20 protein-coding genes and 1 other RNA gene are annotated in these 22,232 nt (G+C 75.3%); 11 read left to right on the forward strand and 10 right to left on the reverse strand.

Annotated elements, in window-relative coordinates; all coding sequences use genetic code 11:
• The first annotated feature begins 86 nt into the window (after positions 1–86).
• On the forward strand, positions 87–1,790 hold the full coding sequence (locus tag BXA05_RS13440; protein WP_076405461.1) for an NAD+ synthase: 1,704 nt from the start codon (positions 87–89) through the stop codon (positions 1,788–1,790).
• A gap of 55 nt (positions 1,791–1,845) precedes the next feature.
• Positions 1,846–2,694, forward strand: coding sequence for a 3-methyl-2-oxobutanoate hydroxymethyltransferase (gene panB / locus BXA05_RS13445; RefSeq protein WP_076405463.1), 849 nt, complete (start codon positions 1,846–1,848; stop codon positions 2,692–2,694).
• A 21-nt stretch (positions 2,695–2,715) separates the two neighbouring features.
• Here the strand turns inward: panB and BXA05_RS13450 are convergent, their stop codons facing one another.
• Both BXA05_RS13450 and BXA05_RS13455 read right to left on the reverse strand, forming a co-directional pair.
• Positions 2,716–3,633, reverse strand: coding sequence for an N-acetylmuramoyl-L-alanine amidase (locus BXA05_RS13450; RefSeq protein WP_168944413.1), 918 nt, complete (start codon positions 3,631–3,633; stop codon positions 2,716–2,718).
• A complete protein-coding gene (locus tag BXA05_RS13455) occupies positions 3,630–3,851 on the reverse strand; it encodes a hypothetical protein (RefSeq protein ID WP_043653514.1) in 222 nt (73 codons plus the stop codon). Before BXA05_RS13455 ends, BXA05_RS13450 begins: the two co-directional genes overlap by 4 nt.
• Before the next feature lie 69 nt (positions 3,852–3,920).
• On the opposite strand from BXA05_RS13455, the gene map reads away from it, so the two are divergent.
• Positions 3,921–4,826, forward strand: a complete 906-nt coding sequence (gene map, locus BXA05_RS13460; protein WP_076405465.1) for a type I methionyl aminopeptidase — start codon at positions 3,921–3,923, stop codon at positions 4,824–4,826.
• Positions 4,823–5,620, forward strand: coding sequence for a polyphosphate--glucose phosphotransferase (ppgK, locus tag BXA05_RS13465; RefSeq protein WP_021482429.1), 798 nt, complete (start codon positions 4,823–4,825; stop codon positions 5,618–5,620). The genes map and ppgK overlap by 4 nt, the downstream gene beginning before the upstream one ends.
• A 54-nt stretch (positions 5,621–5,674) precedes the next feature.
• On the opposite strand, the gene BXA05_RS13470 is transcribed toward ppgK, so the two are convergent.
• From BXA05_RS13470 to thiD, 3 genes are all read right to left on the reverse strand, one after another.
• Positions 5,675–6,040 carry an STAS domain-containing protein gene (locus BXA05_RS13470; RefSeq protein ID WP_244550468.1) on the reverse strand — a complete coding sequence of 122 codons (366 nt, stop codon included), beginning with the start codon at positions 6,038–6,040 and terminating at the stop codon, positions 5,675–5,677.
• Between the two features lie 325 nt (positions 6,041–6,365).
• Positions 6,366–8,975 (reverse strand): phosphoenolpyruvate carboxylase, encoded by a 2,610-nt coding sequence (locus BXA05_RS13475; protein ID WP_244550482.1) that lies wholly within the window; start codon positions 8,973–8,975, stop codon positions 6,366–6,368.
• Between the two features lie 259 nt (positions 8,976–9,234).
• A complete protein-coding gene (gene thiD, locus BXA05_RS13480; protein WP_076405469.1) occupies positions 9,235–10,053 on the reverse strand; it encodes a bifunctional hydroxymethylpyrimidine kinase/phosphomethylpyrimidine kinase in 819 nt (272 codons plus the stop codon).
• Between the two features lie 218 nt (positions 10,054–10,271).
• On the opposite strand from thiD, the gene BXA05_RS19765 reads away from it, so the two are divergent.
• The gene (locus tag BXA05_RS19765; protein WP_240949075.1) at positions 10,272–10,421 is read left to right on the forward strand and encodes a ribbon-helix-helix domain-containing protein; all 150 of its coding nucleotides are present in this window, start codon (positions 10,272–10,274) and stop codon (positions 10,419–10,421) included.
• 130 nt (positions 10,422–10,551) lie between these two features.
• On the opposite strand, the gene rnpB is transcribed toward BXA05_RS19765, so the two are convergent.
• An RNA gene (gene rnpB, locus BXA05_RS13490) (RNase P RNA component class A) lies at positions 10,552–10,965 on the reverse strand.
• A gap of 118 nt (positions 10,966–11,083) precedes the next feature.
• On the opposite strand from rnpB, the gene BXA05_RS13495 reads away from it, so the two are divergent.
• Positions 11,084–13,162 carry a HelD family protein gene (locus BXA05_RS13495; protein ID WP_076405471.1) on the forward strand — a complete coding sequence of 693 codons (2,079 nt, stop codon included), beginning with the start codon at positions 11,084–11,086 and terminating at the stop codon, positions 13,160–13,162.
• Between the two features lie 68 nt (positions 13,163–13,230).
• Positions 13,231–15,060, forward strand: a complete 1,830-nt coding sequence (gene recQ / locus BXA05_RS13500; protein WP_076405473.1) for a DNA helicase RecQ — start codon at positions 13,231–13,233, stop codon at positions 15,058–15,060.
• Between the two features lie 58 nt (positions 15,061–15,118).
• Here the strand turns inward: recQ and BXA05_RS13505 are convergent, their stop codons facing one another.
• The gene (locus tag BXA05_RS13505; protein WP_076405475.1) at positions 15,119–15,502 is read right to left on the reverse strand and encodes a tautomerase family protein; all 384 of its coding nucleotides are present in this window, start codon (positions 15,500–15,502) and stop codon (positions 15,119–15,121) included.
• Between the two features lie 86 nt (positions 15,503–15,588).
• Between BXA05_RS13505 and BXA05_RS13510 the strand changes: the two genes are divergently transcribed.
• Together BXA05_RS13510 and BXA05_RS13515 are read left to right on the forward strand one after the other, a co-directional pair.
• Positions 15,589–16,431 (forward strand): YaaA family protein, encoded by an 843-nt coding sequence (locus BXA05_RS13510; RefSeq protein ID WP_076405477.1) that lies wholly within the window; start codon positions 15,589–15,591, stop codon positions 16,429–16,431.
• A gap of 104 nt (positions 16,432–16,535) precedes the next feature.
• Entirely contained in the window at positions 16,536–16,871 is a 336-nt protein-coding gene (locus tag BXA05_RS13515; RefSeq protein ID WP_076405479.1) for a TfoX/Sxy family protein, read from the forward strand.
• Between the two features lie 57 nt (positions 16,872–16,928).
• Here the strand turns inward: BXA05_RS13515 and BXA05_RS13520 are convergent, their stop codons facing one another.
• From BXA05_RS13520 to BXA05_RS13530, 3 genes are all read right to left on the reverse strand, one after another.
• Complete coding sequence (locus BXA05_RS13520) at positions 16,929–18,179, reverse strand: bifunctional RNase H/acid phosphatase (RefSeq protein ID WP_076405481.1); 1,251 nt, start codon at positions 18,177–18,179, stop codon at positions 16,929–16,931.
• Positions 18,176–18,919 carry a zinc ribbon domain-containing protein gene (locus BXA05_RS13525; RefSeq protein ID WP_034653131.1) on the reverse strand — a complete coding sequence of 248 codons (744 nt, stop codon included), beginning with the start codon at positions 18,917–18,919 and terminating at the stop codon, positions 18,176–18,178. The genes BXA05_RS13520 and BXA05_RS13525 overlap by 4 nt, the downstream gene beginning before the upstream one ends.
• 79 nt (positions 18,920–18,998) lie before the next feature.
• Positions 18,999–19,976 (reverse strand): Nif3-like dinuclear metal center hexameric protein, encoded by a 978-nt coding sequence (locus tag BXA05_RS13530; RefSeq protein WP_083711889.1) that lies wholly within the window; start codon positions 19,974–19,976, stop codon positions 18,999–19,001.
• A 90-nt stretch (positions 19,977–20,066) separates the two neighbouring features.
• Here BXA05_RS13530 and BXA05_RS13535 point away from each other — a divergent pair, with 90 nt between their 5' ends.
• Entirely contained in the window at positions 20,067–20,513 is a 447-nt protein-coding gene (locus BXA05_RS13535) for an ArsR/SmtB family transcription factor (RefSeq protein WP_076405483.1), read from the forward strand.
• Positions 20,510–22,222, forward strand: coding sequence for a SulP family inorganic anion transporter (locus BXA05_RS13540; protein WP_076405485.1), 1,713 nt, complete (start codon positions 20,510–20,512; stop codon positions 22,220–22,222). The genes BXA05_RS13535 and BXA05_RS13540 overlap by 4 nt, the downstream gene beginning before the upstream one ends.
• Positions 22,223–22,232: the final 10 nt, after the last annotated feature.

Consider the following 22,232-nt stretch of genomic DNA (forward strand, 5'->3'; position numbering starts at 1 on the left):
ACGGGTGACACGGTCGTGTCCTGGACGTCGTGCCGCGCGGCGGGCCCCCGGACGAGCCGTCCGCCCTGCTCGTCTAGGGTGGACGCATGGCTGATCTGCGCGTCGCGCTGGCACAGGTCGACACGTGCGTGGGGGACCTCGACGGCAACGCCGCCCTGGTCCTCGAGCGCACCCGGGAGGCCGCGGCCGCGGGCGCGCAGCTCGTCGCCTTCCCGGAGATGACCCTCACCGGCTACCCGATCGAGGACCTCGCGCTGCGGGCGTCGTTCCGGCGCGCGGCGTGGGACGCCGCCGCGGACATCGCGGCGCGGCTCGACGCCGAGGGACTGGGCGCGGTCACCGTCGTGCTCGGCACCGTGGGCACCTCGGGCGCGCCGCGCGGTGCGGGCGCCGCGGAGCGCGAGGCCTCGGGCTCCCCCGCCGACCTGCCGACCAACCGCGCGGTCGTGCTGCGCGACGGCGCCGTGCAGGCCGCGTACGACAAGCACCACCTGCCCAACTACGGCGTGTTCGACGAGTTCCGCATCTTTGCGCCCGGCGAGACGACGACGGTCGTCGAGGTCGAGGGGCGCCGCGTCGGCATCGCGATCTGCGAGGACATCTGGCAGGACGGCGGCCCCGTCGCGGAGATGGCGACGCTCGACGAGGCGGGCAACGGGCTCGACCTGCTGCTCGTGCTCAACGGGTCGCCGTACGAGGAGGGCAAGGGGCACGTTCGCACCGACCTCGCCGCGCGCCGCGCGCGCGAGGTGAGCGCCCCGGTCGCGTACGTGAACCTCGTGGGCGGCCAGGACGACCTCGTGTTCGACGGCGGCTCGTTCGTCACCGACGCCGCGGGCACGGTGGTCGCCTCGTCGCCGCAGTTCGTGGAGGACCTGCTCGTCTGGGAGCTCCCCGCCGACGGCGCCCCGCGCGGGCCGCGCGCCCCCGAGCTGCACCCGGACGAGGAGGTGTACCGGGCGTGCGTGACGGGCCTCGCGGGCTACGTGCGCAAGAACGGCTTCCGCTCGGTCGTCCTCGGCGTCTCGGGCGGCATCGACTCGGCGCTCACCGCCGCCGTCGCCGCGGACGCGATCGGGGGCGAGAACGTCGTCGGCGTCTCGATGCCGTCGCGGTACTCGTCGGACCACAGCAAGGACGACGCGGCCGACCTCGCGAAGCGGCTCGGCGCGGACTACCGCGTCCAGCCGATCGCGCCCATGGTCGAGGCGTTCCAGGGCGAGCTCGCACTGGAGGGCGTCGCGGAGGAGAACCTCCAGGCGCGCGTGCGCGGCGTGATCCTCATGGCGATCTCCAACCGCGAGGGCCACCTCGTCATCGCGCCCGGCAACAAGTCCGAGCTCGCGACCGGGTACGCCACGATCTACGACGCCGGCAGCATCGGCGGGTTCGCGCCGCTCAAGGACGTCGACAAGTCGCGCGTGTGGCAGCTCGCGCGCTGGCGCAACAACGCCGCGCTCGACCGCGGCGAGATCCCGCCCATCCCGGAGTCGTCGATCACCAAGCCCCCGTCGGCGGAGCTGCGCCCCGGCCAGACCGACCAGGACTCGCTGCCGCCCTACGACCTGCTCGACGAGGTCCTCGACGCCTACATCGAGCACGCCGAGGGACGCGCCGAGCTCCTCGCCCGCGGGTTCGACCCCGAGGTCGTCGACAAGGTCGTGACGCTCGTCGACCGCGCCGAGTGGAAGCGCCGCCAGTACCCGCCGGGCCCCAAGGTCACCGCGCTCGCGTTCGGCCGCGACCGCCGTCTGCCGATCACGAACCGCTGGCGCGAGCCGCTCGCCTGACGACGCCGGCACCCCGCGCGTCGTCCGCCCCCTCCCGCACCCAGGAAAGGCCGTCATGTCTGCTCACACCGCCCCCGAGCCCGCCGCGACCGGCGGCACGGGACCGCGCCGCGTCCGCGTGCACCACCTCGCCGAGGCCAAGGCGCGCGGCGAGAAGATCACCATGCTCACCGCCTACGACGCGGTGACCGCGCGCATCTTCGACGACGCGGGGATCGACATGCTGCTCGTCGGCGACTCGATCGGCAACACGATGCACGGGCACGCGTCGACCCTGCCCGTCACGGTCGACGACCTGATCCCCCCGGCCCGCGCCGTCGCGCGCGCCGCGCGCCGCGCGTTCACCGTCGTGGACCTGCCGTTCGGCTCGTACGAGGCGGGCCCGGAGCAGGCGCTCGCCACCGGCGTCCGGTTCCTCAAGGAGACGGGCGTGAGCGCGGTCAAGCTCGAGGGCGGCCGCCGCGTCGCGGCGCAGATCCAGGCGCTCACGGACGCGGGCATCCCCGTCGTCGGGCACCTCGGCTTCACGCCGCAGTCCGAGAACCTGCTCGGCGGCCCGCGCGTCCAGGGGCGGGGCGACGACGCCGCGGAGCGCCTCAGCGAGGACGCGCTCGCCGTGGCCGAGGCGGGCGCCGTCGCGGTCGTGCTCGAGATGGTGCCGGTCGAGGTGGCCGCGCGCGTCACCGAGATCCTGCGCATCCCCACCATCGGCATCGGCGCGGGCGCCGCGTGCGACGGCCAGGTGCTCGTCTGGACCGACATGGCCGGGATGACGGACTGGTCGCCCCGGTTCGCCAAGCGCTACGCCGAGATCGGCGCCGCGCTCGGTCAGGCGGCGGCCGACTACGCCGCCGACGTGCGCGGCGGGACCTTCCCCGACGACGCGCACAGCTTCGCCCGCTGAGCACCCGGTGCGGGCGCCGGGTCACCCCGCGCCCGCACCGCCGTCGGTCACCCACGCGGCGACGCCGCTCGCGACGGCGTCCGCGTAGCGCTGGCGCCCCTCCTCCGACTCCATGACCGCGGCCTCGTCGGGGTTGCGCATCTCCCCCAGCTCGAGCATCACGGCCGGCCGCTCGGCGTGGTTGAGCGTCGCCAGGTCGGCGCGCCGCTGGACGGGACCGTCGTCGGCCGCGACCGCCGACGACGGCGCGAACCCGGCCGCCGTCAGCGCGGCCACGAGCTCGTGCGCGAGCGCGACGCTCGGCTCCCCCTGGGCCTCGTCCACGGGCGGGTCGGACACGATCGCGAAGAACCCGTGCGCGCGGCGGTCCTCCGTGCCGTTGGCGTGGAGCGAGACGAGCACGTCCGCGTCGTTCTCCTGCGGGAACCGGCCGCGCGCGTCGACGCACGGGCCCACGCCCGCGTCGTCGGGGCGCGTGAGCACGACGACGGCGCCCAGCTCGGTCAGGCGTCCCGCGAGCCGTCCCGCCACGTCCCACGTGAACGCGTGCTCCGGGTAGCCGGAGTCCGTGGACGTCCCCACGGTGTTGCAGGCCTTGGTGTCGCCACGGCCATCGGGGACGGGCGCGTTCACGACGAGCGGGTTCGCCCCGTTCCCGCCGTTGTGCCCCGGGTCGACGGCGACCGTCACGCCCGCGAGCGGGGGCGCCGGCCCGGTCTCCGTGGCGGTCGGGTCGGGCGACGCCGTCGACGGCGCGGGCTCGGGCGCGGCGGGCACGGCCCCGCCCGAGGGGGTGACCGTCGTCGGGCCGGCCCCCGACACGGCGCGGACCTGCAGCGCGACGAGGAACGTCAGCGCGCCCACCGCCAGGCCCGCGAGGAGGAGGCCGAGACGACCCGACCACACCCGGCGCGGGCCGGGCGGCGGGGCGTGGGTCACTCCTCGCGCTCGCGGCGGTCTTCCTCGTCCCAGGCGTCGGTGCGCTCGCGCGCCGTCTCCAGGGCCTTCTCGGCGGCCTCGCGCGTCGGGTACGGGCCCATGCGGTGCGACCACGACGCGCTCGGGCCGCGGTGCACCTCGCCGGTGCGCGTGTCGTAGTAGTACCCGTCCGCGGCCGCGGGCTCGCCGTCGTCGCTGAAGCGTGATCCGGTGCTCATGCCTCGATCCTCCCCCATCCCGGCCCGGCCGGCCGCCCACGGCGCCCGCGCGTTCGTAGACTGGCGGCCATGAGCACCGCCCCCGTCCCGCCCGACGCCGCCGCTCTCCCACGCCCCGGGCGCCGTGGCCCCCTGACGCCGGGTGTCGTGGGACCCCAGCGGCAGGTCCCGACGACGATCGAGCGCCCCGAGTACGTGGGCCGGCCGGGACCGCGGCCCTTCGAGGGGAGCGAGGTCAACGACCCCGCGACCGTCGAGCGCATCCGGACGGCCTCGCGCGTCGCGGCGCAGGCGCTCGTCGAGGTCGGGCGCCACGTCGCCCCCGGCGTCACGACGGACGAGCTCGACCGCGTGGGCCACGATTTCCTCCTCGACCACGGCGCCTACCCGTCGACGCTCGGCTACCGCGGGTTCCCCAAGTCGCTGTGCACCTCGCTCAACGAGGTCGTGTGTCACGGCATCCCGGACTCCACCGAGCTCGTCGAGGGCGACATCGTCAACGTCGACATCACCGCCTACGTGGGCGGCGTGCACGGCGACACGAACGCCACCTTCACCGTCGGCGAGGTGGACCCGGAGTCGGCGCTGCTCGTCGAGCGCACGCGCGAGGCGCTCGCCCGCGGCATCAAGGCCGTCGCGCCCGGCCGCCAGATCAACGTCGTCGGTCGCGTCATCGAGCGCTACGCCGCCCGCTTCGGGTACGGGGTCGTGCGCGAGTACACGGGCCACGGCGTGGGGCGCGCGTTCCACTCGGGGCTCGTCGTGCCGCACTACGACGCGGCGCCCGACCACGCGACCGTGATCGAGCCCGGGATGGTCTTCACCATCGAGCCCATGCTCACGCTCGGCACGTCCGAGTGGCGGATGTGGGACGACGGGTGGACGGTAGTCACCGCGGACGCCTCGCGGACCGCGCAGTTCGAGCACACGCTGCTGGTGACCGACGACGGAGCGGAGATCCTCACACTGCCATGAACGCCCACCAGGACTCGCACGCCGCACCCCCCGCGGACCGCCCGCGCCCCCGCACCGCCTTCGGCATCGACGTCGGCGGCAGCGGCATCAAGGGCGCCCCGGTCGACCTCGCCACCGGCGAGTTCGCGCAGGAGCGGCACCGCATCCCCACCCCCCAGCCGTCGACGCCGCAGGCCGTCGCGGAGGTCATCGCCGAGCTCGTAGGCGCCTACGACCTCCCGCAGGACGTGCCGATCGGGGTCGCGTTCCCCGCCCCGCTCCAGCACGGCGTCGTGCGGTTCATCGCGAACCTCGACAAGTCGTGGACGGGCGTCGACCTCCCGGCGCTCGTCGCGCGCGAGACGGGACGGCACGTCGTCGCCGTCAACGACGCCGACGCCGCGGGCGTGGGCGAGGTGCGCTACGGCGCCGCGCGCGACGCGGACGGCGTCGTGCTCGTCGCGACGCTCGGCACCGGCATCGGCAGCGCGATCCTCGTCGAGGGCCACCTGCTCCCCAACACGGAGCTCGGCCACCTGGAGATCGACGGGTACGACGCCGAGACGCGGGCCTCCGACGCCGCGCGCGACCGCGAGGACCTCGACTGGGCGCAGTGGGCCGAGCGGCTCCAGCGCTACTTCGGGGTCGTCGAGGACCTGTTCTCGCCCGACCTCATCGTCGTGGGCGGCGGCGTGAGCAAGAAGCACGAGCACTTCCTGCCGCTGCTGCACCTGCGGGCGCCGATCGTGCCCGCCCAGCTGCGCAACGCAGCGGGCATCGTGGGCGCCGCGTCGCTCGCGGCCGACGCCGTCTGACGATCGTGCCCGGGGTCCGAGCCCGGTCCCGAGGGGCCGGGCTCGCCGGGGCCCTCAGGCCGGGCTGACCTCGTGGTGCTCGGTGCCGAAGATCTCGATGACGCCGAGCATCTCCAGGACGTCGGTGACGACCGTCGGCGGGTTGCGCAGCGTCGCGGACAGCCCCTCCTCGGAGCCGATCGTGTAGAACTGCACGAGGAACGCGATGCCCGTCGAGTCCATGAACGTCACCTTGGACGTGTCGATGACCACGGGTACGTCGCGTTCGAGAGCGTTGGCGAGCGCGGCGCTCGCCTCGCTGCGCAGGGCGACGTCGATCTCGCCCCACATGTCCACGACGCTCGCGTCGCGTTCTTCGAGCAGCCGGATGCCGCCCGTCCCTGCCCCGGTGTCGCTGCGTTCGAGCTCCTGTACCAACACTGCCCCGCCCTTCGTCCCGCCTTGCCTCGCCCACCCCGACGAGTGCCGCGCCTCCTGCCCGACGCCCCGACCTGTCGGCCCCTGCTCTCGTACGTCGTCGGGCGACAGCAGGACTCCGGCGTGGTCGGTCGTCGCCAGAGTACCCCACGGATAGCGGCGGCTGGTAGGCCTCTGGCGAAGACTTTACCCAGAACCCCGTGAGCGGCCGTTCACCCGGGCGATGGTTGAGGATTCATTCAACAACTGGACGGCTGTCCAGACGACGACGGCCGCCACGGACCCGGTCGCGGGTCGACGTGACGGCCGTCGTGGCGGGCGCCGGACCTCAGCCGGTGTTTTGCAGGCCGGCCGCGACCCCGTTGACGGTGAGCAGCAGCAGGTGCTGGAGCTCGTCCTTGACAGGGCCCTCCGCGCCGGAGCGCAGGCCGCGCAGCGCGCGGACCTGGAGCAGCGAGAGCGCGTCGACGTACGGGCTGCGGAGCTGGACCGCACGGCCCAGCACGCGCCGGCCGGCGAGCGGCCACGCGTTCTCCGTCACCGCGAGGACCTGCTCGCGCGTGAGGCGCAGCTCGTCGAGGATCGCCTGCGCGAGGTCGTCGCGGTCCCCGAGCGCGAGGTACCGCTCGGCGATGCGCTCGTCCGTCTTGGCGAGCGACATCTCGACGTTGTCCAGCAGCGTCGCGAAGAGCGGCCACTCGCGGTGCGCCTCGCGCAGCAGCTCGAGGTCGCCGAAGTCGCGCAGCGCCGTGCCGAGCCCGTACCAGCCCGCGAGGTTGATGCGCGCCTGCGACCAGGAGAACACCCACGGGATCGCGCGCAGGTCGTCGAGGGACGAGACCGACAGGCCGCGACGTGCCGGGCGGGAGCCGATCGGCAGGAGACCGACCTCCTCGAGCGGGGTCACCTGCGAGAACCACTGCGGGAACCCGTCCGCGCGCACGAGCTCGTGGAACCGGCGGCGCGACGACTCGTCGAGCGCGGCTGCGAGGTCGCGGTAGCGCTCGGTCGCCTCGGCGTTGCGCTTCTCCGTCGACGGCGCCGACGCGAGCAGCGTCGCCGCGGCGACCTGCTCGATGTGGCGCGACGCGATCGTCGGGTCGCCGTAGCGCGCGAGGATGACCTCGCCCTGCTCGGTGAGCTTGAAGCGGCCGTCGACCGAGCCCGGGGGCTGGGCGAGCACGGCACGGTTCGCCGGGCCGCCGCCGCGGCCGAGGGCGCCGCCGCGGCCGTGGAACAGCGTGAGCGTGATGTCGTGGCGCTCGGCCCACTGCGCGATGCGGCTCTGCGCGTCGTGCAGGGCGAGGGTCGCGGACACCGGGCCGACGTCCTTCGACGAGTCCGAGTAGCCGAGCATGACCTCGACGCGGCGCCCGTTCTCGGCGAGCCGACGCTGCACCTGCGGCAGCGTGAGCATGGACTCGAGGATGTCGACGCTCGCCCGGAGGTCGGCGAAGGTCTCGAACAGCGGGATCGCGTCGACCACGGGCGCCTCGTCGGAGCCCTCGAACGCGAGCTCCGCGAGCTCGTACACCGCCGCCAGGTGCTCCGGCTTCTGCGTGAACGACACGATGTAGCGGCGTGCGGCCCGGATGCCGTAGCGCTGCTGGACCGCGCCGAGCGCGCGGAACGTGTCGAGCACCTCGCGCGTGCGGTCGGAGAGGTCGCCGTGCAGGCCCTTCTCCGCGATCTCGGCGAGCGCCCCCTCGTGGACCTGGGAGTGCTGACGCACCTCGAGCTCCGCGAGGTGGAACCCGAACGTCTCGACCTGCCACACGAGCTGCTGCAGGTCCCCGTACGCCGCACGGGGCGCGCCCGCCGCCACGAGCGACTCCTGGACGACCCGCAGGTCGGACTCGAGCTGCTCGGCGTTCGGGTAGGCGAGGTCGGCGTTGCGGGCCCGCGTCGCGGCGATGCGGTCCGCGACGACGAGCAGGACCGCGCGGTGCGGCTCGCGCGGCGACGCCTCCGACGCGGCGACGGTGACCGCCTCCGAGAGCCGGCGCTGGCGCTCCCACAGGGCGCGCAGGCCGTCCGACGGCGGCGTGCCGTCCTGGTCGAGCGTGAGCTTGCGCCCGACGGCGCGCGCCTGCTGCTCAAGCGCCGCGAGCGCGTGGTCGGCGGCGATCGCCGCGGCCTGGCGCGTCACGTCGGCCGTGACGTTCGGGTTGCCGTCGCGGTCGCCGCCGATCCACGTGCCCAGGCTGACGAACGGCCGCACGAGCGGCTCCTCGCGCCCCGCCTCGTCGCCCAGCAGCCAGTCGTCCAGGCGGCGGTAGACGGTGGGGAACGTGTCGAACATCGTGGCGTCGAACACGCCGAGCGCCGTCTTCACCTCGTCGAGGACCGACGGCTTGTGCTCGCGGATGGGGGCGGTGCGCCACATCGTGTCGATCTCGGCGAGGAGGCGACGCTCGTTCTCCGCGAGCGACGTTCCGCCGAGGCGCTGCGCGTCCCGCTCGTCGAGCAGCGTCGCGATGCGCCGCACCGCGCCGGAGACCGCACGGCGGCGGGCCTCGGTCGGGTGCGCCGTGAGCACCGGGCGGAACTCGAGCCCGCGGAGACGACGCAGCGCCTCCTCGCGGCCCACCTCGCCGACGAGCTGCTCGAACGCCTCCGGGAGGGAGTCGTCGGGCGTCGTGGCGCGGGTCGCGAACTCGGCCTCGCGCTCGCGCAGGACGCGCACGCGGTGGTACTCCTCCGCGAGGTTCGCGAGGTGGAAGTAGCACGTGAAGGCACGGGCGACCTGCTCGGCGCGAGCCATGGAGAGGCCCTCGACGAGCGTCTCCGCCTCGGCCAGCACGGCACCGGACGGGTCGTCGTACGCGCGGATCGAGAGCTCGCGGAGCCGCTCGACGTCGTCGAGCAGGTCCTGGCCGCCCGTCTCGCGCAGCACGGTGCCGAGCAGACCGCCGAGCAGGCGGACGTCGTCGCGCAGCGGGCCCGGGACGTCGTGGCGCGCGAGGCCGCGCCCGGCGTGACCGGTGTCGTCGGGGAGGTCGGAGACGTCGGCGGAGACCCGGTCGGGGCCGTCGGCAGCACCCGGGGACGGGGTCAGTTCCGAAGGGGGGAGGTCATTCACGGTGACGAGAGTATTCCTTGACCGTCAGGGGACGTCGAGACGTCCGAGGGGTGATCGCTGGTCGAGCACGGGTCGGCCCGGGGTCGCGTGCGCGACCCCAGCGAACCGCAGGAGGTCAGCGGCGCGCGCCGACCCGTACCGCGTCGAACGGCGCGTTCGAGGCCACGCGGTCCTCGATGGAGGCGGTGACGACGTCCTTGGCGACGCGCGCGGCGTCGAGCACGGAGGTGCCCTTCGCGAGCTCCGCCGTGATCGCGGCGGCGAACGTGCAGCCTGCCCCGCTCACGCGCTCCTCGCCGATCTTCGGGGTGCGCAGCACGTGCACCTCGTCGCCGTCGACCAGGACGTCGACCGCGTCGGGGCCGGGCAGCTCGACGCCGCCCTTCGCGACGACGGCGCGCGGGCCGAGCGCCTGGACCTTGCGCGCCGCGTCGACGAGCTCCTCGACCGTCTCGATCGACTCGACGCCCGCGAGCGTGCGCGTCTCGAAGAGGTTGGGCGTGACGACGGTCGCGAGCGGGAGGACCTGCGCGCGCAGCGCCGTGTCGGTGTCGAGGGCGGCACCGGGCTCCTGGCCCTTGCAGATGAGGACCGGGTCGAGCACGACGTGCTCCCACGTGCGCGAGCGCAGCGACTCGGCGACGACGTCGATCGTCGCGGGCGTGCCGAGCATGCCGATCTTCACGACCGAGGGCTCGTGCGTGACCGTCGCCGCCTCGAACTGGTCGGCGATCACCTGCGGGTCCACGGGGACGAAGCGGTGGCCCCAGTCGTTCTTCGGGTCGAACGAGACGATGCACGTGAGCGTGCCGACGCCGTAGGCGCCGAGCTCCTGGAACGTCTTCAGGTCGGCCTGGATGCCGGCGCCGCCGGTGGCCTCGGAACCGGCGATGACGTAGGCGAGCGGAGGCGTGTGCGAGTCGTGGTGCGACATGGTGCTCCTCGGCACGAGTAGGACGGGGCCCGTCCTCCCGGTGGTGCCGGGAGAGGCGGGCGGACGCGCCGGCGGACCGGCGTCTCCGCGGCGGGTGCGGCACGACAGCCTAACTCCGCACCGCGTCTCTCACGCCGTCCCGCCGCCCCGCGGGCGCCGCGGCCCGGCGCCCCCGCGACGGACTGACCGCCGCACACATTTTCGTGTACGTCATTCCTGTGAGCGAGGAGCAGCGCACCATCCACGGCAAGCCGGTCCCCGACGAGCAGACCCTGACCGCGCTCCGGGAGCGCGCCGAGCGAGAGGGTCTGGCGAACGAGTCGGAGGCGATCCGCGCCGCCGTCCGCGCCTGGGCCCACGTCGCGTGAAGCTTCACGAGCCCGTACGGAACCGCGACACGCGGGACCGACCCGCCGAAGTAGACCCCCAGCCGTCTCGTGGTCCTCGTGCAGACCGAGGAGAGCCCTCCTGCGACGCCCCAGGTCGGGTGGTGAGATGCGGACGAGCCGGTCTGTACGCCGGGTTCTGTTCCCGCGCGAGGTCACCCTCGCGCGGGCGACGGTCATCCATCTAGGCCCTGCGTCGCCGCAGGGCTCGAGCGGTCTACCCGACTGTGCTTCTCCGTGGAGAATCGGGCGGGCAGCCCTCAGACACAGTCTGTCTGACCTTGCTCCAGGTGGGGTTTACCGAGCCGGACCGGTCACCCGGTCCGCTGGTGGTCTCTTACACCACCGTTTCACCCTTACCGCACCGGTCGGGGCCGGAGCCCTTCCCGACGCGGCGGTCTGTTCTCTGTGGCACTGTCCCGCGGGTCACCCCGGGTGGGCGTTACCCACCACCTTGCCCTTCGGAGCCCGGACGTTCCTCGGCGGGAGGCACGAGGCCTCCCGACGCGACCGTCCGACCGACTCGTCCGCGCCAGCAAGGCTACCGCTCCCGGGCGGCTCGGCGGACCAGCGACCGGCCCGCCGGCGGGTCATGGCCCGTAAGATGGCCCGCCCCCCTCGAAGCCTGCTCCCGGAGGTCTGTCGTGCCCGCCACCGCCGAACCGTCCGCCCCCGACGCCCCGAGCGCGGCACCCGCCACCGACACGTCGGCCGAGCTCGCCCGGGAGCAGGAGTTCCTCGCCGACGCCCGCAGGCAGCTCGCCCGCATGCGCGAGCGGGCGGGGTCGCTCGACGCGCTCGCGGGAGACCGGGTCAGCGCCGAGTACCTCGAGGCGGCGCTCGCCCGTCGGCTCGCCCAGCTCGCCGACGACCCCGAGGTCCCGCTCTTCTTCGGACGCATCGACCTCGACGGCACCGGCCACGAGCCCGCCGAGGTCTTCCACATCGGCCGCCGCCATGTCTCCGACCCCGAGGGCGACCCGCTCGTCGTCGACTGGCGCGCCCCGGTGAGCACGCCCTTCTACCGCGCAACCCGCACGGAGCCGATGGGGGTCGCCGTCCGCCGTCGCTACGGCTTCCAGCGTGGTGCCCTCACCGGCTTCGAGGACGAGACGCTCACCGCCCCGGGTCCCGGTGCGGAGCCCTCCGCGATCCTCGAGGCCGAGATCGAGCGGCCCCGCACCGGGCCGATGCGCGACATCGTCGCCACCATCCAGCCCGAGCAGGACGTCATCGTGCGCAGCGGGCTCGACCGGACCGTCGTCGTGCAGGGCGCACCCGGCACCGGCAAGACCGCCGTCGGGCTGCACCGCGCCGCGTACCTGCTGTACTCCCACCGCGAGCGGGTGAGCCGCGCCGGGATGACCGTCGTCGGGCCCAACGCGAGCTTCCTGCGGTACATCCGCGACGTGCTGCCCGCGCTCGGCGAGGTCGACGCGACCCAGACCACCGTCGAGGAGATCGTCACGGCGCACGGCCGCCTGCGCGGCACGGAGCCCGCGGAGGTCGCCCGGCTCAAGGGCGACGGGCGCCTGGCCGAGGTGCTCCGACGCGCCGTGTGGTCGCACCTCGTCGATCCGTCCGAGGCGCTCGTGCTGCCGCGCGGTGCGCGCCGCTGGCGCGTCGCCGCGTACGAGGCACGCGAGTGCGTGGCGCAGGTGGTCGGCCGGGGGCCGCGCTTCGACGCCGGTCGCGACCACCTGCGGCACGCGCTCGCGCACCGGATCCTCGTGCAGATCGAGGAGTCGGGCGAGGCGCTCGACGAGCGGGCGTGGGACGCGCTCGCGCGCACGCGCCCGGTCCGGGACTACACCGCCGCGGTGTGGCCGAAGGTCACGCCGACGGCGCTGCTGCACCGGCTCCTCGTCGACCCCGCGTTCCTCGCCGCGAGCGCCGACGGCGTCCTCACCCCGGCCGAGCAGGAGCTGCTGCGCCCGGCCCGACCGTCCCGCACGCCGGGCACGGCTCGCTGGACGCTGGCCGACCTCGTCCTGCTCGACGAGATCGCGGACCTGCTGGCCCGCGGGGCGTCGGTCGCGCACGTCGTGGTGGACGAGGCGCAGGACCTCTCGCCGATGATGCTGCGCGCTCTCGGGCGCCGGGCGCGCACCGGCTCGCTGACGGTGCTGGGCGACCTGGCCCAGGCGACGACGCCGTGGGGGGTCTCCTCGTGGACCGACGCGCTGACGCACCTCGGCAAGCCCGACGGCCACGTGGAGCAGCTCACCGCGGGCTTCCGCGTCCCCGGCGACGTCATCGAGTACGCGGCCCGCCTGCTGCCCTCGATCGCGCCGGACCTCGACCCGCCGGTCGCCGTACGCCGGGCGCGGGGCGAGCTCATCCTCACCACGAGGCCGGTCGTGGACCTGGTCCGCACGGCGCTCGCCCGGGAGGGGTCGGTCGGGCTGATCGTGCCCGACGCCGGCACGGACGCCGCGCGCGCCGCGCTCGCCGCGGCGGGCCTCGCCTTCGCGGTCGTCGGCGAGGCGTCGGACGACGACGGCGCGGTCGAGTTCGACGCGCGCCTCGACCTCGTGCCCGCGTCGCTCGCGAAGGGCTTGGAGTTCGACCACGTCGTGCTGGACGACCCGGAGGGCGTCGTCCGGGGCGAGCCGGACCGGGTCACGGGGCTGCGACGGCTGTACGTCTGCCTGACCCGCGCGGTGACGTCCCTCGCCGTCCGCCACCGGGACGACCTGCCCGCCGAGCTCCGCCGCCCGTGACGGGCGCCCCGGTGGTGGCGCGGACGCGCCGGGACCGGCGTGTCGGAACTCCTCGGTAGGGTGCCCGGGTGGCCACAGCGACTGCGACCGACCCCGCGCTCGACGTGCTCCGGCGAGTCTTCGGGTACGACGCGTTCCGGGGTGAGCAGGCGGCCGTCATCGACACCGTCGTCAACGGCGGCGACGCCCTGGTGCTCATGCCGACCGGCGGGGGCAAGTCGCTGTGCTACCAGATCCCCGCCCTGGTCCGTCCGGGGACCGGCGTCGTGGTCTCCCCGCTCATCGCCCTCATGCAGGACCAGGTGGACGCCCTCGCGGCGCTCGGCGTCCGCGCCGCGTTCCTCAACTCCACGCTGTCCTCGGAGGACCGCCGCGCCGTGGAGCGCGCGCTCGTGGCGGGTGAGCTCGACCTGCTCTACGTGGCGCCGGAGGGGCTCCGCAGCCGCGCCACCCTCGACCTGCTCGACAGGACGCCGATCGCGCTCTTCGCGATCGACGAGGCGCACTGCGTGTCCCAGTGGGGCCACGACTTCCGGCCGGACTACCTCGAGCTGTCGGTGCTGCACCAGCGCTGGCCGTCCGTCCCGCGCATCGCCCTGACGGCGACGGCGACGGCCGCGACGCGGGCCGAGATCGCCCAGCGCCTCGACCTGGAAGGCGCGCGGCACTTCGTCTCCAGCTTCGACCGCCCCAACATCACCTACCGGATCGTGCCCAAGGACCGGCCCGAGAAGCAGCTGCTCGACCTGCTGCGCACCGAGCACGCCGGGGAGGCGGGGATCGTCTACTGCCTCTCGCGCGCGTCGGTCGAGAGGACCGCCGCGACGCTCGTCGAGAACGGGATCCAGGCGCTGCCCTACCACGCGGGGCTCCCCGCGTCGGTGCGCGCCGCGAACCAGTCCCGGTTCCTGCGCGAGGACGGTCTGGTCATGGTCGCGACGATCGCCTTCGGCATGGGCATCGACAAGCCCGACGTCCGGTTCGTCGCCCACCTCGACCTGCCCAAGTCCGTCGAGGGGTACTACCAGGAGACGGGGCGTGCCGGGCGCGACGGGCTGCCCTCCACCGCCTGGCTGGCCTACGGCCTCGCCGACGTCGTGCAGCAGCGCAAGCTCATCGAGACGTCCGACGGCGACGCCGCGCACCGGCGCAACCTGGGCCGGCACCTGGACGCGATGCTCGCCCTCTGCGAGACCGTGGAGTGCCGCCGCGCCCAGCTGCTCGCCTACTTCGGCCAGGAGCACGCGGGGGCCTGCGGGTCGTGCGACACGTGCCTCGCCCCGCCCGAGGCCTGGGACGGGACGGTCGCCGCGCAGAAGGTGCTCTCGACGGTGTTCCGCCTGGACCGCGAGCGCGGGCAGCGCTTCGGCGTCGGGCAGGTCGTCGACATCCTCCTCGGCCGGGACACGGAGAAGGTCCGACGGTTCCGGCACCAGGAGCTGTCGGTGTTCGGGGTCGGGGACGACCTGTCCGAGAACGAGTGGCGGGCCGTGGTGCGCCAGCTCCTCGCCCAGGGGCTGCTCACCGTCGAGGGCGCGCACGGGACGCTCGTGCTCACCGCGGCGAGCGGGGAGGTCCTGGCCCGGCGCCGCGAGGTCCGGATGCGGCACGAGCCGGCGCGTCCGGCACACGCGGCGAAGGGACGGAAGGCGGCCGCCGCCGCCGAGCTGGCCGAGGCCGACGTCCCCCTGTTCGAGGCGCTGCGCGCCTGGCGGGCGGGCGAGGCGAAGACCCAGGGCGTGCCCGCGTACATCGTGTTCGGGGACGCGACGCTCCGCGGGATCGCGACCGCCCGGCCCGGCTCGCTCGAGCGGCTCGCGCTGGTGAGCGGCGTCGGCGAGAACAAGCTCGCCCGGTACGGCGACGCGGTGCTGGCCGTCGTCGCCGAGGCAGGCTGAGCGGCCGCACACGGGCTCGGACCGCCCCCCCCCCCGCCCGAGGCAGGAGACGCGCGAGTCAGACGTCGACGCGGTACGACAGCGCGAGCTCGTCGCCGCTGACCCCGCGGATGCCCCAGTTCTCGCGCGGGCTCTCGAGGATCACGAGCTCCACGTCGTCCGCCGTCAGGCCGAGGACGGGCACGACGTCGTCGTACAGCGCCGCGACCAGCGCGCGCTTGGCCTCGCGCGTGCGGCCCGTGAAGCAGACGACCTCGACGACGAGGTACGCGTCCGAGCGCGGGGCGACCAGGTCGTCGTCGTCCAGGAGCAGGAAGCGGTGGAACCGCTTGTCCGGCGGGAGCTGCCACGCGCGCACGAGCGCCTCGTGCAGCGCGTCGGACACCTCCCTCCGCCGCGCGCCCCACACGCTGCGCCGTCCGTAGATCTTCACCTGGGCCATCGGGCGAGCGTAGCCGTGACGCACCCCACGCCGTCGGCCCCGGTCACCCGCGGCGGCGACGTCGCGCGCGCTCGTAGAGTGACCCGGTGCTCGTGCTGCTCCCCCCGTCCGAGGGCAAGACCCCCGCGCCCGACGGCGCCCCGCCCGTCGACCTCGACACCCTGACCTCCCCCGCGCTCACCGCGCACCGCGTGACGGTCCTCGACGCGCTCGCCGCCGCGAGCGCCCGGCCGGACGCCCACGAGGTCCTGGGCACGACGCCGGGGCTCGCCGAGGAGGTGCGACGCAACACCGTGCTGCGCTCGGCCCCGGCCGGTCCGGCGGCCGACGTGTACACGGGCGTGCTGTACGGCGCCGCGGACCTCGCGGGGGCGCTCGCCGCGGGCGGGGAGCCCGCGCGTCGGGCCCGCGAGGACGTGCGCGTCGTGTCGGGGCTGTGGGGCACCCTCTCCCCTGCCGACCGGGTCCCGGCGTACCGGCTCTCCATGGCGGTGGACCTACCGGGCGTCGGGAAGCTCGCCACGGCGTGGCGACCTCACCTCGCCCCCGTGCTCGACGAGCGGGCCGCGGGCGACGTCGTCGTCGACTGCCGGTCCGCGACGTACGTGGGCGCGTGGAAGCCGCGGACGTCCGGCCCGCTGGCGGCCGAGTGGGTCGCGGTACGAGTCGTGCGCGAGCACGCCGGGAAGCGGACCGTCGTCTCGCACAACGCCAAGCACACGCGCGGCGTGCTCGCCGGGCACCTCGTGCGCCGGGAGGCGGCGGCGCCGTCGTCCGCGGCCGGGCTGCAGGACGCCGCGCGCGAGCTCGTCGGCACGGTGATCGGGACCGAGGTCGGCTCGGGCCTCACCTACCGGCTGATCGAGGCGACCCTGCACGACGCCACGACGCGCAGCGGCCCGCGGACGCTCGAGCTCGTCATCGCCTGAGCGGTCCAGGCGAGCGATCCGGGCGAGCGGTCCGGCGCGGTTGTCGGCGCGGACCGGTGCCGCGTGCCACTGCGCCGGGACGGGCAGGGGTCCACAGTGGACCCATGGCCGTCAGCCAGGACCTCGCCGACCGCGTCCGCGCGGTGCTGGCGCCCCGCGCCCCGTTCGAGGAGCGGACGATGTTCGGCGGGCTCGCGTTCCTCGTCGACGGGCGCATGGCGGTCGCGATCACCGGCGACGCCCTCATGGTGCGGGTCGGGACGGGCGGACGCACCGCCGCCCTGGAGCGCGGCGCCCGGCCGATGACGATGGGCACCCGCACGATGGCGGGGTGGGTCGTCGTCGACGGTCCGCGCCTGGCGGACACGCGCGAGCTCGACGCCTGGGTGGAGACCGGTCTCCAGGTCGCCCGCACCGCGCGTCCGAGGCCGCCGAGGTAGAGGCCTGGTCACGACCATGCCTCTACCTCGCGCTACCAGGCCTCTACCTCGGCCGGGTCAGAGGTCGCTCGGGACGCCCTGGGCCGTGAGCTCGCTCGTGCCGTCGGCCCACAGCCGCAGGATGCTCACCGACGCCGGAGGGACGCGGATCCGCGACCACTGCTCGGGCGGCGCGTCCACGGCCGTCCCGATCGCGGCCCGCACCTGGACGGCGTGGCCCACGACGACGACGGTGCGGCCCGCGGGCCCGGCACCAGGCAGCACGGTGTCGACGAGGTCGCACAGCCCCTGCCGGACGCGCACGCCGACGTCGGCGGCGGACTCGCCGCCCGGGGCCGGCGTCGTCCCGGTCGTGTACCAGGCGGGCAGGAGGCCGGGCCACCCGGCGTCCACCTCCGCGGCCGTGAGCCCCTCCCACGCGCCGAAGTCCACCTCGGCGAACCGGTCGTCCGTCGTCACGGGCACCCCGAGGCGGCGGCCGACGGCGCGCGCGGTCTCCTGGGCCCGGACCATGGGCGAGGAGACGACGGCCGACGGGCGCGGCAGGTCGGGCCACGCCTGACGACCGATCCGGAACACCAGGTCCGCGGCCTGCGCGGCCTGGGTCCGGCCGCGCGCGGTGAGCGACGGCCCCGGGACCGACGAGCCGCTGAACGCGCCCGCGACGGTGAGCGGCGTCTGGCCGTGGCGCACGAGCACGACCGTGAGCGCGGGCGCGTCGTCGAACCGGACGGTGGCGCCCGACGGCCGAGCGGGCGTGTCGAGCGCCGCGCCCTCGGGGACGGCGGGGAGGGTCGCCCCGTCCACGGGGACGGGCGCGGTCTCGGCCGCGGGGTCGGCTGCTGCACCCGAGGACGGGTCCGCGGGGTCGTGGTCGCGCACGACGGTCCCGCGGGTGTCCATCGCCTCGTTGGCCAGGGCGTCGGCCGCCGCGTTCTGCGCGCGCGGCACCCACTCGTAGGTGACCTGCGCGGCGGGGAGCACCGCCGCGGCCTCGGCCGCCAGGCGGCGCATGTCGTCGTGCTTGATCTGCCAGCGCCCCGACATCTGCTCGACGACGAGCCGCGAGTCCATCCGGACCGTCACGCGCGCGTCCGGGTCGATCTCCGCGGCGGCGCGCAGCCCGGCGACGAGGCCCGAGTACTCGGCGACGTTGTTCGTCGTCGTCCCGAGGTACGCGGCCCGCTCGGCGAGCACCTGGCCGGTCGCGGCGTCGCGCACGAGCGCCCCGAAACCCGCGGGCCCCGGGTTGCCGCGCGAGCCGCCGTCGGCCTCGACGACGAGCTGCCGACCGCTGGTGCCGCTCACGCGCCGGCGCCCTCCGGCCGCACCACGATGTGGCCGTAGTCCTCGAGCCGCACCACCTGGTCGGGCGCGGCCGACGTGATCGCCGCGAGCTCGGCCGGGCTCAGCGAGACGTTGAGCCCGTCGACGTGCTGGCCGCGCAGCGCGACGACGCCGCGGCCGCCGTTCTGGTCGCGCACGCGCTCGTAGAGCGCGAGCAGGCCCGCGTCGAGACCGGCGACGGCGTCCGTGCGCCGCCCCGCGACCTGCGCGGCCTCGGCGTCGAGCTCGGCGTACCGGGCGTCGCGCGCGGCCACGACCTCGGCCTTGGCGGACTCGAGCTCGGCGTGCGCCGACTCGAGCTTCGCGAGGGCCTCCTCGTGCGCCTCGAGCCGCTCCATGACGTCGAGCTCGACCTCCTCGAGGACGCCCTGCCTGCGCGCGAGCGACTCGAGCTCGGCGACGAGCGCCTGAGCGTCCTTCGCCCCGACCTGGCCGGAGTCCAGGCGGGACTGGTCACGCGCGGCGCGCGTCCGCACCTGCTCGACGTCGCCCTCGGCCTTGGTCAGCTCGCGCCGGAGGTCGCTCACCGCGGTCCGCGACTCCACGAGCTTGCCGCGCAGGTCCTCGAGCTGGGCGTCGAGCTCGGCGATGCGCGCGTGCTCCGGCAGGTTCTTGCGCTGGTGCGCGAGCTGCTGGGCACGCGTGTCGAGCTCCTGGACGTCGAGCAGGCGGAGCTGGTCGGCGGGCGGTGCAGTGGCCACGGGTGGTTCCTTTCGTGGGCCCGATGAGGGCCGGCGTGCGGGTCGGTGGGGACGGGTGGGGGTCGACGCGCGCCGGGGGTCAGCCCTGCGCGGTGTCGCGGGGCGGTCCGGCGTCGGCTGCGGGGTCGGCAGGTGCGGACGGGAACCGCGCCGTCCACGGGTCGGTGACGAGCGTGCTGACCCGCGTCTCCACGGCCGCGCCGGAGCGCGCGAGGACGCGCACGAGGTCCTCGGCAGCGTAGCGGAGCCACGGCCACTCGGAGGCGTAGTGCGGCACGTCGACGAGGAACGGCGTCCCGGCCTCGCCGCCGTCGAGCCGCGCGCGCTCGCGCAGCTCAGACACGGGGTGGTGGCGCAGGTCGGACGTGAGGTAGACGTCGGCCCCGCTCGCGCGCACGGCGTCGAACAGCGAGTCGCCGGACCCGCCCACCACCGCGACCGACTCCACGCGCGCGTCGAGGTCGCCCGCCACGCGGACGCCCTGCACCGTCGGAGGCAGCACCTGCGCGACGCGCTGCGCGAACGCGCGCAACGTCGTCGGCTCCGCGAGCCGGCCCATGCGGCCGGTGCCGGTGCGGGCCGCCTCGTGCGGCGACGGCGCGGGGTGCGGCACGAGGGGGACGCGGTGCAGGAGGTCGAGCGCGTCGGCGAGGGCGTCCGCGACCCCGCGCTGCGCGGCGTCGGCGTTGGTGTGCGCGACGTACAGCGCGCAGCCGCCCCGGATGAGGCGGTGCACGAGCGAGCCCTTGAAGGTCGTCGCGGCGACGGAGTGCACGGGCCGCAGGAACAGGGGGTGGTGCGTCACGAGGACGTCGGCACCCCAGGCCAGCGCCTCGTCCGCGACCTCCTCGACGGGGTCGACGGCGAGCAGCACCTTGCGCACGGGCGCGTCCGGGTCCCCGGCGACCAGGCCGACGGCGTCCCAGTCCTCCGCCGTCGACGGCGGGTACAGCTCGTCCAGCGTCCGCACGACGCGGCCGAGCGTCGGGTGCCCCGCGCCCTCGGCCGCCGGGTCCGCAGGAGGCGTGTCGGTGCTCGGGTCGGGCGCGGCGGTCATGGCGGCAGGCTATCCCGGGCGGGCCGCCGGACGCCGCTCGCCATGGTTTGATGGATTGCGCAAGCCATCATCCCGTAGCCCGGAGGACCCGTGCCCCGCCCACCCCGACCCGACGACGGCGCCCCCGGCACCGACGAGACCGCCCCCCTCTACCGCATCAAGGCCGAGCTCTTCCGGTGCCTCGCGCACCCCACGCGGATCCAGGTGCTCGAGGTCCTCGCCGCCGACGCCGACCACACCGCGCCCGTCTCCGTGCTGCTCGACGTCACCGGGTGCGAGGCGTCCCAGCTCTCCCAGCACCTCGCGGTGCTGCGCCGGGCAGGCGTCGTCACCTCGACGCGCAGCGGGAACGCCGTCGAGTACCGCCTCGCCGAGCCGCTCGTCGCCGAGCTGCTCGTCGTCGCGCGGGCGTTCCTCCTGTCGAACCTCGCCGGCGCGTCCGACCAGCTCGAGGCCGCGCGGCGGCTCCCGGCCCTGCCCGGCGCGACCGCGCGCGCGGTGCTCGACGCGACCACGGCGTCGTCCCCCTCGGCATGAACCGCCTCTCCGCCGTCCGCGACCTGCTGCCCCGCCGCTCCGACTACGACCTGCGCCCCCGGACCCTGCGCGCCGACCTCCTCGCCGGCGTCACCGTGGGCGTCGTCGCGCTCCCGCTCGCGCTCGCGTTCGGCGTCAGCTCCGGCGTCGGGGCCGCCGCCGGGCTCGTCACCGCCGTCGTCGCCGGCGTCGTCGCGGCGGTCCTCGGCGGGTCGAACCACCAGGTGTCCGGACCGACCGGGGCGATGGCGGTCGTGCTCGCGCCGGTCGTCGTCGCGCACGGTCCGGGCTCCGTCGCGCTCGTCACCGTCCTCGCCGGGCTCGTGGTCCTCGTCGCCGGGCTCGCCCGGCTCGGGCGCGTCGTCACGTACATCCCGTGGCCGGTCGTCGAGGGGTTCACGCTCGGGATCGCGTGCATCATCTTCCTCCAGCAGGTCCCGGCCGCGGTCGGCGTCGAGGTCGCGCCCGGCCATAACACCCTCGTGTCTGCCGTGGAGGCCGTGCGCGCCGCCGTCACCGACGTCCCCGCCGCCCCGGTGCTGTGGACGCTCGGCTGCGTCGCGCTCGTCGCCGCGACCATGGTGCTGCTCCCCCGGCTCCACGCGGGGATCCCCGCGTCGCTCGTCGCGGTCGTGCTCGCCACCGTCCTCGTCGAGGTGCTCGGCGCGCCCGTCCCGCGCATCGGTGCGCTGCCGTCGTCGCTGCCCGCGCCCGTCCTGCCGTCGGTCACGCCCGGCGCGCTGCGCGACCTCGGCGGCGCCGCGCTCGCCATCGCCGCGCTCGCCGCGATCGAGTCCCTGCTGTCCGCGCGCGTCGCGGCGACCATGGTGCAGTCCGGGCCGGGCGGCGGTTCCGTCTACCAGCCCGACCGGGAGCTCGTCGGCCAGGGCGTCGCCTCGGTCGCCAGCGGCCTCTTCGGCGGCATGCCCGCGACGGGGGCCATCGCCCGCACCGCGGTCAACGTGCGCTCCGGCGCCCGGACGCGGCTCTCCGCCGTCGTGCACGCGGTCGTGATCCTCGCGGTCATGTACCTCGCCACCGGCCCGGTCTCGCGGATCCCGCTCGCCGCGCTCGCCGGCGTCCTCATGGTGACGAGCTTCCGGATGATCGGCGGGCGCACCATCCGCTCCGTCGTGGGCGCCGGGCGCTCCAGCGCGGCGACCTTCGCCGTGACCGCCGTCGTCACCGTCGCGTTCGACCTCGTGCAGGCCATCGAGATCGGCATCCTCGTCGCCGCGTTCTTCGCGCTGCGGACCGTCGCCCGCGCCTCCGGGGTCCACCGCGAGCCGCTGCCCGGACGCGCCGAGCCGGGCGACGAGCACGTCGCGCTCTTCCGGCTCGAGGGGTCCATGTTCTTCGGCGCCGCCGACCGCGTGCTCGCCGAGGTGACCGACGCCTCGGCACACGAGGACGTCGCGGTCGTCGTCCTGAGGCTCTCCCAGCTCCGCATGGTCGACGCGACCGGGGCGAAGGCGCTCGGCGGGCTCATCGAGGGCCTCGAGGCGCGCGGCGTGACCGTCCTCGTCAAGGGCGTCCAGGACCGGCACCGCGCGCTGCTCACGAACGTCGGCGCGCTCGCCGAGCTCCGGCACGAGAACCACCTGTTCGACACGCTCGACGCCGCCGTCGAGCACGCGCGCTCCCACGTGCGCCGCGCGGCGAGCGGCACCGACGTCCCGCAGGTGCGCGGTCTGCGGCCCGCGACGTGAGTGCCTAGCC

The organism is Cellulosimicrobium funkei (genome assembly GCF_900155925.1).
Lineage (GTDB): Bacteria > Actinomycetota > Actinomycetes > Actinomycetales > Cellulomonadaceae > Cellulosimicrobium > Cellulosimicrobium funkei.

Coding starts and splice junctions, on each gene's coding strand:
- BXA05_RS13440 (WP_076405461.1), top strand. CDS start 87: ATGGCTGATCTGCGCGTCGCGCTGGCACAGGTCGACACGTGCGTGGGG.
- panB (WP_076405463.1), top strand. CDS start 1,846: ATGTCTGCTCACACCGCCCCCGAGCCCGCCGCGACCGGCGGCACGGGA.
- BXA05_RS13455 (WP_043653514.1), bottom strand. CDS start 3,851: ATGAGCACCGGATCACGCTTCAGCGACGACGGCGAGCCCGCGGCCGCG.
- map (WP_076405465.1), top strand. CDS start 3,921: ATGAGCACCGCCCCCGTCCCGCCCGACGCCGCCGCTCTCCCACGCCCC.
- ppgK (WP_021482429.1), top strand. CDS start 4,823: ATGAACGCCCACCAGGACTCGCACGCCGCACCCCCCGCGGACCGCCCG.
- thiD (WP_076405469.1), bottom strand. CDS start 10,053: ATGTCGCACCACGACTCGCACACGCCTCCGCTCGCCTACGTCATCGCC.
- BXA05_RS13505 (WP_076405475.1), bottom strand. CDS start 15,502: ATGGCCCAGGTGAAGATCTACGGACGGCGCAGCGTGTGGGGCGCGCGG.
- BXA05_RS13515 (WP_076405479.1), top strand. CDS start 16,536: ATGGCCGTCAGCCAGGACCTCGCCGACCGCGTCCGCGCGGTGCTGGCG.
- BXA05_RS13530 (WP_083711889.1), bottom strand. CDS start 19,976: ATGACCGCCGCGCCCGACCCGAGCACCGACACGCCTCCTGCGGACCCG.
- BXA05_RS13540 (WP_076405485.1), top strand. CDS start 20,510: ATGAACCGCCTCTCCGCCGTCCGCGACCTGCTGCCCCGCCGCTCCGAC.